Here is a 17,071-nt window from a genome sequence, read left to right as displayed (position 1 = left end):
ATTAGTGTTCACGATAACTCAAAATTCTAGAAAAGTTGATAAGGCGTTATACAATAATGCTGCTGAAGAATTTATTCCAATTGCTTGTCACTATAATGCTGATACCTTACTAACTAAAAATGGCGAGTTATTGCAAACTATCCAAATAAATGGTATTAATTCAGAAAATATAAGTAGCAAATTGTTTAACTTACGTGAAGTAGTGCGTAATGCGATCAAAAAAAATATTAAGGGTAATAATTTTGCTTTTTGGATACATACTGTAAGACGTAAAATTAATTTGGATGACCCAGCTCCTTATAATACGCTATTATCTGCTAATATTCATAATTTATGGCAGCAAAAAAATTTTTGGGATGATAAATTTATTAACACTTTATATATAACCATAATTTACGACTCCGCTAAACTGAAGGTGACAAATTTTGGCACTTTTCTTACTTCTTTATCTTTTAACAAAATAGTAGAGTTTCAAAACAACTATCTGGATAGCGTTTTTATCAAATTAAACAGCACAGTAAATGCCATGCTTGCAGATTTACAAGATTTTGGAGCAGTAAAATTAGGAATTATCTTTGAAGAGGAAGAATCTTATTCTGATCTAATGTTTGTATATCATAGAATTATCCATCTTAATGAAGAATATTCGTTAGTACCAATTGCTAATTTATCGCAAATATTAGCCTCAAATCAGTATGCAGTTGGGAGCGATAAAATTGAAGTTATCAGTCAACACCATCCTAAAAAATTTGCTTCCATCATTTCTATAAAAGAATACCAAGAAGTATCATCAGCTGCTCTAGACAGCTTTTTACAGATACCGGTAGAACTAATTGCTACTGAAATATTTTACTTTGTTGATAAACAAGAAGTAACTAAGCACTTTAAAGAGCAAGCCTATATTCTACAAGTAAGTAGAGATGAGAAACTGGCAGAAATTACGGGGCTAGATAAAATAATGAATCTTGATGATCTCCTCTCTAATCAATTTTGCAAACAACAAATTTCTATTGCTATCATTGCTTCAGACCTAGAGAAATTAGATAGGTCAGTTGCCCAAGCATCTAGGGAGCTTTCCAAAATTGGTATCGTCCATATCCTAGAAGATATAAATTTAGAACAAACATTCTGGGCTCAGCTTCCTGGTAATTTTTCCTACCTTCGTAGGATGGCCCCCACTATTATCGATAATACCGCAGCTTTAGCGTCACTACATAATTTTCCTACAGGTGCACATACAAATATTTGGGGCCGCGCAGTTACATTACTAAGGACAGAAAAAGGCACCCCTTATTTTATGAATTTCCATAATAAAGACAGTAATAGAGGTAATACATGTATTTTTGGTACACCGAACACTGGTAAAACTATTTTAACAAATTTTTTAATTTCTGAAGCTACTAAATATAATCCAACCATAGTTTATATTAGCAATAATGATCACTCAAGGATTTTTATTGAAGCCCTTGAAGGGACATGGGTCAACCAAGATCACCATTTAATCAACCCTTTCTTAGTAGATGACACTCCTGAATCCCGAAATTTTATTAGAGAATTTTTAAAAATTATTTGTAATAACAATTTTTCTCCTCTCCTAGACGCAGAATTAAATTTTTTAGAAATAATTATTGATAAGATTTATAGTATAGATAAAAAAGACCGTGATTTTACGGTAATTTTACAGCAGATAGATTTTTCTACAGAAAGCGGCACCCTAATCAAATCTAAATTATCTGATTATGAAGCAGGTGGATTATATGATAAGGTGTTTAATAATGATAAATTTCTAGTACGGGAGTCTGGGGTAATAGGGTTTAATTTATATTCTTTTACTGACCAATCCTTTACTGAGCGTTTTTATCCGCAAGACCGAAAACTGATCGATATATTCGCTCTAAAGTTAGAACGCCATAAAAGTTTATGTGCAGGATTAATATATGCATTAAATTATCATTTAACTCTTATAGGACAAAAACCAAAAATCTTGGCAATTGATAATGTAGAATCCTTGTATAAACCAGAAAGTTTTGTTAACATATCCCCCATGATTTCAGAAAATTTATTTAAAAATAACGGCATTTTAATTAGTAACTTTAATTTTGAATATCTACAATTTCTAAAGCCTAACGCTTTACAAAGCTGGTTAAACTTAATGGATACTAAAATAATTTTACCTTCAGAAATAAGATCTGAATATTTAGAAAAAATTTTAGAATTAAACGCTTCAGAAATAAACAAATTATCGAAATTTTCTGTTGTGTCACGAATGTTCCTAATGAAGCAAAATGACCAAACTGTTGCTTTAGAGTTAAGTATTGGGGGCTTAAGTGGAATCACTAAAATTTTATCCTGTAGAGAACCAGAAATACAAATATACCAAAAAATATTAGAAAAATACCCTGGTCATCCTGATGATTGGATTAACCCATTATATAGAGAATTAGACCAAGGTTAATCACCATATGGTCTAAAATAAGAAGAGGACTAATACGTGCTAAAAAAATATTATCTAGCGTTTTTCTTATTGATCTATTCTCTTTCTGCATATTCATCATCAGTTTGGGATGACATCGCTCAATGTGTTACAGATCTATGTAATTGTGGTAGTGATCCAATCACTGAAAAATGGAATCAGAACAATCTTCGATATAACGTAAAACTCAACCGTATATGTGCACCTTGGGGTAAAGAAGCAGGGCGAGACAGTGATAATTGCTTAATGAAATATGAAATGCCGCAGCCAGGTATTGGATTTTATCATCAATATTGCGCTCAAAAAACACCTGATAGCACCTTTTTCAACCCAAAAATTAATATCAGAGCTGTCAGCTGTGACGCCTTTGCTTGCTGGAGCAACTCTACCACTTTAAAATGGGATGGCGAGTGTGTATTATGGCCTGGCCCTTATCTTATACCTTTGCTAAGAATTTGCGCTCGCGTTGCAATGCCCAGCGTTCCTCCTGACGAATTCCATAAAAAAGCAATACCCGCAGATCCTGGTTATACCAAAGGAATACATTTAAATGAGTTTGGAGCCGAGGTACCTGACTTAACAATAAAAGATGAGCAGGGTAATGTATTGAACTTTGACAAACCAAAATTATGTGCTTACGTGGATCCTGGTTTAGTCAATATTCTATCAGAGAAAGGCTTCAATACAGATCTACTAGATTGGAATCCAAATAGTCAACCTCTCCATAAAACAAACACCTTACACCCTGTAATAGCAGTACTGGTCTGGTTATTTGATGAGGGAACTCCAAACATAGCAGAAATGTTAGGCAAATTATTAGAATCAACAGGTGCCGACAAGGTACCAAACATTAAGGTCTTAGAACTTATACTCAAGACTATAGGACAGCTTGTTGAGAAGGCTAAATTCGTGGTAAAAGCTTTATTACAACAAATCGGGTCATTAAATAGTGTGGTAGAAGATGAACAACTTGGGTGCGTTGAAATACCTCTTGGCCCCTACCCTCCTCCATATTGCCCTACCTTAGAGTTTATTATTCCTACTCCTACTATTAGCCCTATATGTAGTAAAAAAAATGCAGATGGCAAATTCAAGCAAAATTCTCAGGACCCGTGTGTAGTATCACGCCTTAATAATAATATCATTAATAACGTAGTACGTATTAGTCTTGATAATTTAGTGCCTCTTTGTAAGGACGCAAATATAGATTCTCCCAAAACTGACCAATGTGTAACAATAACTCCCTCCTCCTTATCTCCTAAAGATACCCACGATAAAACGGAGCAACGTGATACTATCAAACCATGCCCAGACACAACCGGAAGTGGATTTTGTGTTAAAACCACAATACCTTTGAAATGCAGTGTTACCTCTCCAGACATCGGCTGTCAAGATGGTTTCCGGGTAGTCTATGGCCAGAAAATAGGCGATACTATTAAACAATATGATTATTATGTTGATGATCTAGTAGATTGTAATAGTAGTGAGGCATCAGGGAAAACTGCTTGTCAATTAGTATGGGGAGTCAATACTGGCGAATTCATTGATGTACCCCTTCCTTTTCCTCCGACAGAAGGCCCATATGATATACTATCTTTGAAAAAAACTGGAATATCTCTTCAAGACAACCGTAATATAGCTGCGCCTGTTGTTAGAAATTTTGCTGTCGCGATTGCTAGAAATACTCTACCAGATCCTGACATCGCCCCCTCTCTTCCGCGAGACCCAAAATCAATTTGTGTTTCTGAAGACGGGGAGCTAGTGGGTTGTGCTAAACGAGTGTTAGATGGCTATGTAATGAAAGTTTACCCGTGTGATAACTCGCCTGATCCTAAATTGCAATGCAGCACTAAGAAGTATTTTACTCCTGAATTTATTGCAGCACTAGAAGTATTAGGTAAAGACGGTAAGAAGATTAATTCTACCAGTAGAGTTGTGGCCCCTTTAACGGTTAATACTATCCCTAAACTACTACCAGGTACCACAGAAAAAGTAATAAATTTAGCTGGTCTACAATTCTCTTCTTTCATGGCTTTTATTTCTGACGATACCAGCAAATATATTGCTATACCTTTTTCTTCGTTGGATACACATGTATTAAATCCATTAACCAGGTACGGAGATTATGAAGGATCTCAAGGTAACAAAATTCCTATTGACCGCCAAACAATGAGACCTATGGAGGCTGGACGCTATTTAACCGGATTGGAATATAAACATGGTCAATATATTCAAGGAGGTACACATGCTTGTTTACAACCAAAAGATATGGTCAAATGTACTCCTGGTAATTATCCTGATAGTAATCCCCCTCAAGAAGCTAATTGTGTATTAACTAAACTCCTTGAGGCAGATATAGTTGATTGTGATCACTTTTTCTCTGAAGTTATTATGAAAAGCTACTCAGCTCTTAGAATATGCAATCCAGATCTTAAAGAAGGCAAAAACCAACCTGGTTGCAAGGTATTAGAATCTCTAGATGGGGAGAAACAAAAGAATAGCGTAACAATCTATCAATGTGGATCAGTAGTATGCTATGAAAATAATATTCATCCTGGCACAGAAATATGCAAAATTTCAGTGGATGTGAAAGATAGGATTACGCCTGATAGGTTTACCCCTGACTCATCAGGCATACCGATCAATAAGGAAGGTCAAAATTTTACTTTAAAGTATCAAGGTGCTACTACAGTAGATACTCTAGAGGGTACTCTAAAGAGTACTCCAAATTATGATATCAAGAATATTTCACAGGGTACTCCAAATTATGATAAAAAAACACAGGCAATTAGAGACAAGACTCTTTTAGAGTTAGGTTTATGTGTACCATATCCTGTCCCTACCTGTAACGCCATTACTTCCCCAACCTCTGATAGCGGTAATGCTACCTGGCCTGAAACAAAGATAGGGCAACAAGCTACCGGTGTATGTCAGGCTGGTTTTGTATCTGCGGCTTCCCTTAAACGTTATTGTATATCAGATTTGCAACACCAACCCCCGCAAGTAGAATGGGAGACGTTACCTCCATATGCAGGTTGTCAGCCCGTCTATTTAGTGAATGGCCTGCAGTCTAAATTTACCCGTAATGCCTTGTATCCAAATTTCCCTCATAAGGAAGAATATGATAAAACAACAAAGATAGGTACTATCTCAGTAGGTGACCGAGCTGGAGCTCAAAATTTAGATCTAACCAACAATTTAGCAAGTCCATTATGTTTAAGCTACGACTTTGATATAAATATAAATGCACTAGAATATTTTACACTAGGTGATAATATCAATAATTATTTCGAGGGCACACATCTATTAATATCACTCAATAATCACACAATTTACGGCTTAACTTCTAGCAAGGACGAGAGATTGATTCTTGTCGACGTTAATATATTATCTCAATTAATTAATGACTCAAATAATATTAAAATTTGTATCAAGACAAAAAATAGTAAAAACTTAAAGCTAACCATGAAATATAAGCTCAAATAACCGCAACCTTAGAAGGGAAGTAGATCTATTCTACCCCTTGCTCCATCCCCTTAACCATAATCTAAGTTATTTAATATTTTCTTGCATTCCTAAAGAATCTTAAAGTGTGTATTAAAACTACAGTCTTAATATTTTTTAAGCAATTTGTTATATTTTTTATAATTATATTAGAAATAAGTTATAAAAAGAGCTTTAATATTTCTTAATAACCTTTAACGATTAGAAGAGTTATACATAGTCAATCGAACTATAATCTTTGGCAAGGAGGAAAATATTATGGGCATTATAACTAAGTCACAACAAATTACCACGTTGCAACGTCCTACCTGGTTGGCAAAAGCAGGAATGGGCAAAGGTGTTGATAACGATCGCCAACATTTGGGCATTATTCTAGACGCAGAACAAGTCATTAAAGTACGTCAGACTAATAAAGACTTTACTGATAAACTGACTTTACGTTTGCTCAATGACGGTACCAAGCTCAGTGATGGTACCCAAACGGAAAGCTGGGTCTCTTTTGGTAGCGATTGGGTGGAAGTTAGTGCTAAGGCGGCGTCAGTGCCATTTATTGACACTCCATATACCGCTAGCCCACATAGCCCTATAATCCCGGCAGTGGAATTCGAATACCCAGATATCGCAAAAACGCTACCGGTGTACCATAAAGGGGAGAATGAAAGTGAATTTTTTACTCTCTGGGATAGACAAAATGCCGAATTCGCATTAATAGACTCACAATATGCAATGATTTTGGTGCCCAGCGCCGACAAAGACTACTTAAAGTCTATAGGTAAAGCAGATAATAAGGCTGCAGATAAGGTAGATAATATAGATGGGCTAATTGATTATTACACAGATATTTTCTCTCACTACAATGAGTGGGCTGGGCTCTCGTTTGAACCACAGCGGCCTACTGATCTTAATATTGCTAACCGTTATTTTTTCAAGGAGGATAAAGGCGCTGGAGCTTTTTATTCCGATTCCAAATGGATAGCAGACCCTTACCCTAGTCTTATAGACACCTGGCTTCCGCCGGGGGATCAGTGGGCTATCCTCCATGAAGCTGGCCATACCCTTGAGGTCGGGATTCCGAGCAGGGATTTGGGTTATGGTGCCGTAGACATAGGTACCAATATTTATGCTGCCTCCTATCAGAAGATGACATTGGGAGACCGCAAATACAAAGAAGTAGGATGGATGCGCGACCCGAGATTAGAGAAAGACATCCCCGATTTTATTAACACTGGCAAGCCATTGAATGAATGGGACGCACTAACCAAGCTTCATTTTATGATGATGATGGTAGAAAAAGCAGGCTTGAATGCCTTTACGCACTTCAACCAGCAATATCGCCTACTCAGCAATAGCAGCGACTTTGTAAGAGAAGATCACGAACTGCTCGATATGCTTTCAGCAAGCTTTGCTGTTGCAGGAAACCAAGTAGACGTAACACCGTTTGTGCAATTAGTAAAAGGCTACCTCACACCATTCCAGCGTGGGCACAACAGTCTCAGTCACGCCAAGGCTGTTTACCCGCTAAATCAACTAGTGCAAGAACCTAAGTTGACTGAGTTGCAGCAAGAATTGCATCTGATCACCCCCTTTAACCTAGTGGATGTTCAGCAATTACGATTCTCCGGAATAAAGAACGACGTGAAGCTGCGGCTGAACATTGATGATTTCAGGCAAATTTCTGGTGAAAATCTGATCCTGTGGGATGGGGGCCGTGAAGCAGCGGAACTGCCAATCAACAGTCAGGATCTGGCACTGGGTAAACTGCCAATTGGTGTTTACACTATGCGCCTGCCAACCGGTAAAGACAAAAAGTACGACATACAGAGCAACTACCTAGTAGTAAAACAAGATGACCACAACCAACAGCAAGTGGATTTTGTACACAAAATCGGCTCACCCCTAGCAAACCAAACAATCGATATTTTGGGCTTGGGATATGCGTTGATTGCTACCGTGCGGGTAGATCACTCTAAAGGTAAGGTAATGATGGATGTCGTTAGCCAAAATCCAAACATTGAACATCAAGTCCCGAACTATTCACAAGTGGTGGTACGTAATAAAGTTAATGTAGAGAAGTTCAGCAAAGCTATACCGGGTGCCAATGCCACGTTAAGCCACGACGAGATTTCATTCTCCTTCGGTGATAAAATCGAGATTTATAACGATAATCTGTCAGCTGGCATGCATTCGAGACCATCCTCTGATAGTATACTCGATCTGCAGAGCAAAACTAATATTCTGGAGATCACGCCAAGCGGCTTAAAGAATGAGGCACTGGGCAAGGATTCGCAAGACTCATTGCTGCTGTGTCTGGAGAAGGCAGCAGCAGCGCTGCGTGGCGACCCCTTAATGCTTAATGCTAGCTTTGCTGGTCCCAAGGATGACATCTATTTGGCAATTGATACCTTTACCAGCCCACAACGTGAAGAATTGTTAGAGAAATACGCTGATTGCATTCCAACTAACAATGCCGCACCAAGCGATAAACTTACTGTCCAGAGTAGTAAAAAAATTAATTTGGTTCAGCTACAAAAAGACTTAGAACCACATGAGCATGATATCTCTGCTATGAGTCAAGCCAACTCTAGTAACATTTTGCCAGCTGCAACAACGCAAATACTAGATGTGCTAGGCGCAACCCAGGGTATAGATATGGCCCCGACAATGGAACTATAACATAATACTAAAGAGGGTTTATATTCTCTTTGTATATTACAATTTTCCTCTTGATGGGGAAAGCTTGAGATTACTTATCCTTATGATGCATTGGCCTCATAAGGATAAGTAAAGATCCTCAAAAGTAAGACATAGGCAGAAAGTTGACGCGTCAATTAAGATCTTATCTCTCTAATCAGTTAAATATTTCTGTTTTAAATAGGTTAAAAATATCTGAGGCTGCACCTCTGCCTTACCTGTCGCATCCTCAAGCAATTTACTAGTAGTTTTTAATGAGCCATATTTTCTAATATTATTATTTAAGAAATGATTGATATTACTGAAATCTCCTCCAATTATTTCTGCCTTGATATTACTATTTTTTATTTGTGCTTGGTGCATTAGCATAGAGGCAATAATCGCTCCATTAGTATAAGAAGGAAAATAACCAAAACTGCCCATCGGCCAATGAATATCTTGTAAACATCCTTCTCTATCATTTTTCGGCCTAACCCCTACATATTCGTGCATCTTATTGTTCCAATAATATGGTAAATCATCTAATGATAATTCCCCTTTAATTAATGCTTCTTCCAGCTCAAATCTAATAATCACATGTAAAGGATAAGTAACTTCATCAGCCTCTACTCTAATATAACTCCTGGACACTCTAGTAACTAATTTGTAAAGATTATCAGCACTATATTCTGCTCCTTGCAAATTAAATTCATCTCTCAGCAAGGTAGCTAAGAATTCACAGAATTCCCTTGAACGTCCTACTTGCATTTCCATAAACAAGGATTGGCTTTCATGAATTGCCATACCTTTCGCGTTTCCCACAGGTTGATTTTTATATGGTGTAGGTAGATTATATTCATATAATCCATGACCTGTTTCATGAATCACTCCCATTATGCCAGAAATAATATTATATTCATTGTATCGATTGGTTAATCTTATATCATAAGGTGTACCTCCACAAAATGGATGGGCTGATTCATCTAATCTACCAGTAGTAAAGTTAAATTCCATGATCTCCATTAATCCTTTGGCGATTAGTTTTTGTAAATCTTTACTAATAGGTTTGGTCATTGGCAACACTTTGTCATTGCTTTGCTTTGCAATTACCTGATCAATTAAGGTAGGTAGGGTAGTTTTGATCTCATTAAACACTTTCCTAATGTCTTCCGACTTACGACCTGGATCATATTTATCTACCAAAGCCTCATATGCACTACAATTTAACGTAGGAGCTTTAGCTTGCGCCATTTCTTTGGTATAATCTAATACTGACTGTAAATAAGGTTTAAGTAACTGATAATCATTGTTTTGTCTAGCCTCCCGCCAAATCATTTCACATTTGGTACTGGCCATAATATATTTTGTTCTTAAATCCTCATCTATACATTTAGACTCAATAATAGATTTTTTTATTGCTTGCACATTAGCTAATTGCCATTCATCCAACAACTCGGCATCTTGAGTACAAGAGTCGACTAATTCTCCTAATTTACTTGATGTTAATATAGAATGTGTTAAAGAAGATAAATACGCTATTTCTTTAGTTCTACTATTAATTGCCCCTACTGGAATATTCACTGAAATATCCCAATAAAGCACCGAAATCACATTATCGATATGCGAGATTTTCTCTAATTCTTGTTTTAATAAAATATAATTTTTCATTTATTACCCTGATTCAAATGATTTTTATAGTATACTTAATTAATGAAAAATATTATATAGTTAATAATAATCTCAATTCGATATACAAATATCACGCCACCCTAACAAAGAGCAACTCATAAAGTTATTTTTATTATGCAAAATACCTACTATATCACCACCCCTATTTACTATGTGAACGATGTCCCTCATATAGGGCATGCGTATACTAGCGTAGTGTCTGATGTCATGGCCAGATTTATGCGACTATTAGGGAGAGACGTCAAGTTCTTAACCGGTACTGACGAACATGGACAAAAGGTAGAAAAAGCGGCGATTGCCCGTAATATGGAGCCACAAAAATTTACTGATCAAGTTTCCCAGCATTTTCGTAATTTAATGTTATCCCTGAATATCTCTAATGATGATTTTATCAGGACTACAGAAGCACGCCATAAGCAATCAGTAAGACATTTATGGCAACAATTAGTCAGTAGCGGTAATATTTATCTTAGCTCTTATAATGGTTGGTATTCCATGCGTGATGAAGCGTTTTATAATGCCTCTGAAATAGTAGATGGACTAGCTCCTACTGGTGCTCCTGTTGAGTGGGTAGAAGAACCAAGTTACTTCTTTCGCCTGTCAAAGTGGCAAGATAAATTGCTGGAGTTTTATTCCAATAACCCTAATTTTATTAAACCAGTGACGCGATATAATGAAGTAATTAGCTTTGTTAAATCTGACCTTCATGATCTCTCTATTTCGCGTTCTACTTTCGAATGGGGTATTAAAGTCCCAAATCATGAGGAGCATGTGATATATGTATGGTTGGATGCTCTTACTAACTATATTTCTGCGCTAGGATACCCAGATACCCAAGGTAATTATAATAAGTTTTGGCCAGCTGATGTGCATGTCATGGGGAAAGATATCTTACGTTTTCACGCAGTATACTGGCCTGCCTTTCTTATGGCTGCCGGGCTTGAGCCTCCTAAGAGCATAATGGCACATGGATGGTGGACTAATGAGGGGCAGAAAATCTCTAAATCTTTAGGAAATGTTATTGATCCTCTAAAATTAATAGATGAGTTTGGCCTAGACCCCGTAAGATTCTATTTAATTCGCGAAGTAATACTAGGATCGGATGGAAACTTTTCCCGAAATAATTTTATTAATAGAGTCAATAGCGAATTATCTAACAAGATCGGTAATTTGTTACAGAGAACATTAACTTTGATCTATAAAAATAATGAAGGCAAAATCCCATTAATCAGTGCTGCTACCCTAAATAAAATTTATGATTTACCCTTAATGCTCAGAGTGGAGGAATCAGCGTTAAAAAATTCCTCATTGATGAGCTCATTTGATATTAATGCGGCCCTAGCAAGTATTATTAACTTAGCTGACGAAGCAAATATATATATTGATCAAGAAGCACCTTGGAATTTAACAGCCACCAACCACGATAAAATGTCTGAAATTTTATATACCTTGCTAGAATTAATAAGATATATCGCTATAATGTTACAACCATTTGTTCCTGATTCTGCTAGTAAAATGCTTGATCAATTAGGGGTTCCATTAGATGATAGATTATGGAAACATTTAACTAGAAACTATGCTCTACAGCCAGGAAGCAATATTAATATGCCCATGGTGGTATTTCCAAGAGTAGGTTGATTCATGCCCAAAATAATATATCAATATATTAATTTACCAATATCCACAATATTATTAACTTCAGATGGTACTGCTCTTACTGGCCTATATTTTGCAGGGCAAAAGCATGCAGCCACACCCAATATTAAAGATTATGAACAGGGCCAGTTAAGTATATTCAGTCAAACTTATACAGAACTAACCGAATATCTAAGTAACCGGAGGAAAGAGTTTACCATTCCTTATAATTTTATAGGCACTGATTTTCAAAAAAAAGTATGGTCTAGACTTTGCAGCATACCATATGGCCAAGTTTTAAGTTATAAAGCAATTGCTGATTTAATCTCAGCACCTAATGCATTTCGCGCAGTAGCAAACGCTATCTCCCGCAATAACTTATCAATTATAGTACCATGCCATAGAGTGATAGGCAGTAATTTCAGGCTCACTGGCTATGCTGCGGGCTTAGCTATTAAACAAAAACTGTTAAATTTAGAGAGTGGAATCGTCTCGTCTATTTAACAATAGTTTTAAGATTAATAGAATATTGATTATATACTCATTTGATTACCAGAACCCTAATTTTATTTGCCAGTGGCCGTAGGCGCGCGGAAGCAATATACTAGTACATAAGTATAGCTAAATCCTGGATAACAAGACAAAACAATTCTTGAAAAAGCAACTGATACCAAATTGCTTGCAAGACAGTAGTAGGAATATGAGTGGTGAAGCGCGCGGCACCTAGTATCTCTAGGCGAGCACGACGAATCCTGAAATACGACCACCTAATGTGAAGAAAACAATTTGGTATGAGTATGCTAGTTTGTGTTAAGCTGACTTGACTATTGTAAGTAGGTGTTCTCAGAAAAGTTACCCATTAATTCTAACGCCGTGGGATCCTGCGTCAACTCGGCTGTAACAGAAGCACAAACATATACCATTTCTATAGCCCACTTAACGTCTTTGGGCTTATATCGATTTAACTTTTCTTGCCAGCTATTCTTATCCGCACCCGTAAGGTTATTACTATCATGCTCTTTTGTGTCCTGATCTATATCTTTTGGTGACGTATCAATTAACTGTAAAAAATCTAGTACTTTCTCCCTGGCGATAGGATCAGATACAAGGCTATTGTCTTTTTCTGGATAGTTAGCACAATAATCATGATCTCTAAGGAAACTCTGATCAATAAGAATATTGATTAAATCTTTACATGAAATATTCAGGGTTAATTTTTCTTTTAATTCAGTTTCTTGTTTCTTGTTCCTCATTACTTCTCTATTATTTAGTTAATTGCCATTTTCTTTTACTATTCATTTATAAAAATTTCTACTCTTTTTAATTTCTTACCCTTTTATTCTACTGCGAGTCTGTTGAGAATTGCCTTAGTATACGGCAGTATATCATTACAATAGTTGTATCATGGTACAAATAATGATATTATTAAGAGAAAAATGTCAACAAGTCCCTATAGCAATAGACTTCTTTTAGAGCTCGCTTCTGGTAGAGAGTTTGAAGAAGACGCGGAACGCTAGAAACTTTCAAAGGTTCAACTAAGGAGGAAAAACGTAAATTGCTAAATTTTGTATTTGCTAACCTGAAATTAAAAGACGGGAAGCTGAACTTTATGCTACGTCCCTAATTTGACGCATTCGTAAAATGCACTAAAATTGAAGAATGGCGCACCCGAGAGGAGTCGAACCCCTAACCTTATGATCCGTAGTCATATACTCTATCCAATTGAGCTACGGGTGCTATATAGATAATATGATCAAAAAAGCTTATTGTCTTCCTTGTCACTGCGCTAAGCAATTCTATGTTTAAAATTATTTTGTTCAAAGTTATGCCTTTTTGCAATGATAAGAGGGTACGCTATACTTAGTGCGTGGTCCAGCATAGGCAAAATGAAAACTATCTTAGCAATGCAAAGAAATATATAAACCAGAATGGTAAGCAACTCTGCAACCCTGAATAATGTGTAATACCATTTCCCAAAACTAAATTAGCACTAGGAGCACGAGTGTCGGTTACCTCCACGTACAGACGTATACGTGAGGAGCAGAAGATCATGCAGTACGACGAACGTAGATAATTAGTTTTCGGAAATGGTATAAGACCCATATTAGGTATCAAACTACATCCCTATTAAAACTCTCATATTATACTAATAAACTGACGTTACTGTCAACAAAAAAAGCTGTTGTTAACGGCCAGTGGTTATTTGAACTTCTTGGTTATGACTGGTTTAAAGATAGCACTTTGCTAGGGTTTATATCGCTTTTTGTTGATAAAATTGTAAATCAGCATTTATGACATGACACTAACACATCTTCTGACCATTTGGCACCACTGGTTCCACTTTAATTAAACATATATCATTATTTGCATCTGCAAACCCAACTAATAAGAACTGTGATACGAAACCCGCGATATTTTTCTCGCCTAAATTTACACATCCAACAATTATTTGGCCCACCAATGTCTCAGGAGTATAATGTTTTGTTATTTGTGCGGAGGTTTGGAGCACCCCTATTTCACCCCCGAAATCAGCCCACACTTTAAAAGCTGGTTTGTGTGCTCTAGAGAATGTCTCGACTTTAGTAATAGTGCCGGAACGTAATTCCACCTTCTCAAATTCTTCATACGTGATAGTATTCATACTTTGCTTGTTTTTTTATAGAGTGTTCAAAGATTTAATGGAGTATATTATATCTCCTTATGAACACAACACAACGGATATTTACAAACTCATAAATATTTATATATAAATATTTAAACCTCTAATTTTAGTAAATCGGAGCTAATAATAGACTCGTATGATTTGGTATGAGCAAATCTTAGTTTAATAGAGATTATGAGAAAATTTCATATCCCACTATTAGTGACCAGGGAAATTTCCGTATACTATATAGATCACAACAACTTAATACATCCCACAGGTATTCTTATGATTACACTCTTAGCGTCAATAACAGGTTTTATGAGCTCTATTATTCCAGAAATCTTAAAAATCTTTAAAGAACAGAAAGACAAAAAGCACGAACTAAATATTTTAGATCGACAGATTGAAAATTATAAACTGGGACATAATAAGCGATTAACCAAACTAAATATGGTAAAAGAAGTAGCTGAGAATAATATTCTATATTCCACCTATAAATCAGGAGTACATTGGGTTGACGCTTTGAATGGATCAGTCCGCCCTATCCTAGCCTATAGTTTTTTTATTATGTATGCAGGCGTAAAATACTTACAATATAAAACTATCAAAAATACTACTCTACTTATAGAATATATTGATATTTTATGGAATATAGATGACCAAGCAATCTTCGCAGGTATCATTAGTTTCTATTTTGGACAAAGAATGTTTAATAAACTATGGAAACGTAAAATATAATACCATGCATCAAACTATAAGGAGAGAGGAAAAAACAGACTTGTATTATAAGTTTAAGGGAGTATATTCAAATTACTTTATATTAGCATTTTTATGCTGTAATACCATTTCCGAAAACTCATTATCTACGTTCGTTGTACTGCATGATCTTCTGCTCCTCACGTATACGTTTGTCCAGTAGTGTGATACGTTTGTACGCACAGGTAGCGGGCACTCGTACTCCTAGTGCTAATTTAGTTTTGGGAAATGGTATTAGACTTCTTTTAGAGCTCGCTTCTAGTGGGGAATTTGAAGAAGGCTCTCGCAAGCGCAAAACCGCAGCGTACTATGCGTGTATGTGAGGATTTGAGCCTAGATTCATTGTCCAAATTACCCATAGAAGTAGAATTTCGAAAGAGGTCTATTGATACTTTAAGTCACCTCCCTAGGTTGGTGTTGGCAAAATTTTTTAGGTACTTTTTTGGATAGACTTATTAAAATTTTGCATTAAAATATACTTTACTTTTACTCTTAATTCAAATAGATGCAGGATCACAGAATGGATAATAGTAAATTTTCAAGATTAGCAGAACGAACTATAGCATTAATTGCTGATACAATTGAAGTAGAAGATGATAAATGTCTTCTAGAAATTGATTTTCAAAATGACCTTTTACACATTACTACTACTCAAGGAATATTTGTGATTAATAAACATTCTGCAGCAAAAGAAATTTGGCTCTCCTCTCCAATTAGTGGCCCGTATCATTTCTATTATCTTAATGGTAAGTGGCAAACAAAAACCAATGATGATTTAATGCTTATCCTAGAGCAAGAACTAAACATTAATTTTTCAAAACTACAAATTTGTGACAAGATTCTTCCTACTATGAGCCAACTAAATTCAATATAATACCATTGCCCAAAACTAAATTAGCACTAGGAGTACGAGTGCCCGCTACCTGCGCGTACAGACGTATACATGAGGAGCAGAAGATCATGCAGTACGACGAACGTAGATAATTAGTTTTCGGAAATGGTATAATAATTAAAAATCTAAATCAACATACCAAGCAGGGGGAATAAAACCTGGAATATGGTCTTGTAACAACGAGCGAAAGCTAGGCCGAGATTTGACTATAGCATACCAGTGTTTTACTGTTAACCATTTATCCCAATTCAGCTCTCCAAAATAGTCCAAAACTGATATATGACAGGCAGCTGCTATATCCGCACAACTGAGAGTATTTGAAGCAATAAAGCTCCGACTCTCTAATAAAGTAGATATATAACTTAGATGATGAGATAAATTATTTTTACAAGCTCTTAAGAAAGCCGTACGTGGCCCTTCCAGTTGACAAGACGGCCTTACTATTTTCTCGTCTACAATTATTTTTGTTACTTCTAGATAAAATTTGTCATTAAACCAACTAAGCAATCTCCGAATTTCTCCTCTAACTTCCGCGTCTTCATCCATTAAATTAAAATTAGGATATTTCTCATTTAAATATTCTGTAATGGGGTAAATTCCTGCGATAATTAATGTCGATGCTTCTTGTAATACTGGCAGTGTTCCAGCAGGATTAAGTAATAAAAATCTCTTATTTTTTTGCCAATAATCTTCTTTTATTATAGTAAAAGGAGCATCTAATTCCTTTAAAAATACCCGGACTTGACGCGATAATGCACAAATAGGATAATGGTATAATTTTCTCACTCCACCTCTTTTTTACAACTCA

The 17,071-nt window shown here is 36.0% G+C and carries 11 protein-coding genes and 1 tRNA gene; 7 read left to right on the top strand and 5 right to left on the bottom strand.

Annotated features, from left to right (window positions below):
• Nucleotides 1–13: 13 nt before the first annotated feature.
• The 3 genes from ACFELV_RS03640 to ACFELV_RS03630 all read left to right on the top strand — a co-directional run bounded on the left by ACFELV_RS03640 (nt 14) and on the right by ACFELV_RS03630 (nt 8,650).
• Nucleotides 14–2,455: a VirB4 family type IV secretion/conjugal transfer ATPase gene (locus ACFELV_RS03640; protein ID WP_375327501.1), complete on the top strand. Its 2,442-nt coding sequence runs from the start codon at nt 14–16 to the stop codon at nt 2,453–2,455.
• 36 nt (nt 2,456–2,491) lie between these two features.
• On the top strand, nt 2,492–5,959 hold the full coding sequence (locus ACFELV_RS03635; RefSeq protein WP_375326794.1) for a hypothetical protein: 3,468 nt from the start codon (nt 2,492–2,494) through the stop codon (nt 5,957–5,959).
• 276 nt (nt 5,960–6,235) lie between these two features.
• The gene (locus ACFELV_RS03630; protein ID WP_375326793.1) at nt 6,236–8,650 is read left to right on the top strand and encodes a putative mucin/carbohydrate-binding domain-containing protein; all 2,415 of its coding nucleotides are present in this window, start codon (nt 6,236–6,238) and stop codon (nt 8,648–8,650) included.
• 171 nt (nt 8,651–8,821) lie between these two features.
• Here the strand turns inward: ACFELV_RS03630 and ACFELV_RS03625 are convergent, their stop codons facing one another.
• The gene (locus ACFELV_RS03625) at nt 8,822–10,315 is read right to left on the bottom strand and encodes a carboxypeptidase M32 (RefSeq protein WP_375326792.1); all 1,494 of its coding nucleotides are present in this window, start codon (nt 10,313–10,315) and stop codon (nt 8,822–8,824) included.
• Between the two features lie 135 nt (nt 10,316–10,450).
• On the opposite strand from ACFELV_RS03625, the gene metG reads away from it, so the two are divergent.
• Nucleotides 10,451–11,974 (top strand): methionine--tRNA ligase, encoded by a 1,524-nt coding sequence (metG, locus tag ACFELV_RS03620; protein ID WP_375326791.1) that lies wholly within the window; start codon nt 10,451–10,453, stop codon nt 11,972–11,974.
• Nucleotides 11,975–11,977: 3 nt separating this feature from the next.
• Nucleotides 11,978–12,475: a methylated-DNA--[protein]-cysteine S-methyltransferase gene (locus ACFELV_RS03615; protein WP_375326790.1), complete on the top strand. Its 498-nt coding sequence runs from the start codon at nt 11,978–11,980 to the stop codon at nt 12,473–12,475.
• Between the two features lie 320 nt (nt 12,476–12,795).
• Here ACFELV_RS03615 and ACFELV_RS03610 read toward each other — a convergent pair whose 3' ends face one another.
• The 3 genes from ACFELV_RS03610 to ACFELV_RS03600 form a co-directional block, all read right to left on the bottom strand.
• Complete coding sequence (locus ACFELV_RS03610; RefSeq protein WP_375326789.1) at nt 12,796–13,224, bottom strand: hypothetical protein; 429 nt, start codon at nt 13,222–13,224, stop codon at nt 12,796–12,798.
• Nucleotides 13,225–13,631: 407 nt separating this feature from the next.
• A tRNA-Arg gene (locus tag ACFELV_RS03605) sits at nt 13,632–13,708 on the bottom strand.
• A 565-nt stretch (nt 13,709–14,273) separates the two neighbouring features.
• Entirely contained in the window at nt 14,274–14,612 is a 339-nt protein-coding gene (locus ACFELV_RS03600) for a tRNA-binding protein (RefSeq protein ID WP_375326788.1), read from the bottom strand.
• A gap of 321 nt (nt 14,613–14,933) precedes the next feature.
• Here ACFELV_RS03600 and ACFELV_RS03595 point away from each other — a divergent pair, with 321 nt between their 5' ends.
• The gene (locus ACFELV_RS03595) at nt 14,934–15,353 is read left to right on the top strand and encodes a hypothetical protein (RefSeq protein WP_375326787.1); all 420 of its coding nucleotides are present in this window, start codon (nt 14,934–14,936) and stop codon (nt 15,351–15,353) included.
• A 538-nt stretch (nt 15,354–15,891) separates the two neighbouring features.
• A complete protein-coding gene (gene cyaY, locus ACFELV_RS03590; RefSeq protein ID WP_375326786.1) occupies nt 15,892–16,245 on the top strand; it encodes an iron donor protein CyaY in 354 nt (117 codons plus the stop codon).
• Between the two features lie 135 nt (nt 16,246–16,380).
• Here the strand turns inward: cyaY and ACFELV_RS03585 are convergent, their stop codons facing one another.
• Nucleotides 16,381–17,049, bottom strand: coding sequence for a glutathione S-transferase family protein (locus ACFELV_RS03585; protein ID WP_375326785.1), 669 nt, complete (start codon nt 17,047–17,049; stop codon nt 16,381–16,383).
• Nucleotides 17,050–17,071: the final 22 nt, after the last annotated feature.

The sequence above is a fragment of the Candidatus Tisiphia endosymbiont of Nemotelus uliginosus genome (genome assembly GCF_964264835.1).
GTDB lineage: Bacteria > Pseudomonadota > Alphaproteobacteria > Rickettsiales > Rickettsiaceae > Tisiphia.
This window is presented reverse-complemented; position numbering and strand designations above follow the sequence as displayed.

Bases quoted from the DNA above. Each gene is read 5' to 3' on its own strand.
- ACFELV_RS03625 (WP_375326792.1), bottom strand. From the start codon at position 10,315: ATGAAAAATTATATTTTATTAAAACAAGAATTAGAGAAAATCTCGCAT.
- ACFELV_RS03630 (WP_375326793.1), top strand. From the start codon at position 6,236: ATGGGCATTATAACTAAGTCACAACAAATTACCACGTTGCAACGTCCT.
- cyaY (WP_375326786.1), top strand. From the start codon at position 15,892: ATGGATAATAGTAAATTTTCAAGATTAGCAGAACGAACTATAGCATTA.
- ACFELV_RS03610 (WP_375326789.1), bottom strand. From the start codon at position 13,224: ATGAGGAACAAGAAACAAGAAACTGAATTAAAAGAAAAATTAACCCTG.
- ACFELV_RS03595 (WP_375326787.1), top strand. From the start codon at position 14,934: ATGAGCTCTATTATTCCAGAAATCTTAAAAATCTTTAAAGAACAGAAA.
- ACFELV_RS03615 (WP_375326790.1), top strand. From the start codon at position 11,978: ATGCCCAAAATAATATATCAATATATTAATTTACCAATATCCACAATA.
- metG (WP_375326791.1), top strand. From the start codon at position 10,451: ATGCAAAATACCTACTATATCACCACCCCTATTTACTATGTGAACGAT.
- ACFELV_RS03600 (WP_375326788.1), bottom strand. From the start codon at position 14,612: ATGAATACTATCACGTATGAAGAATTTGAGAAGGTGGAATTACGTTCC.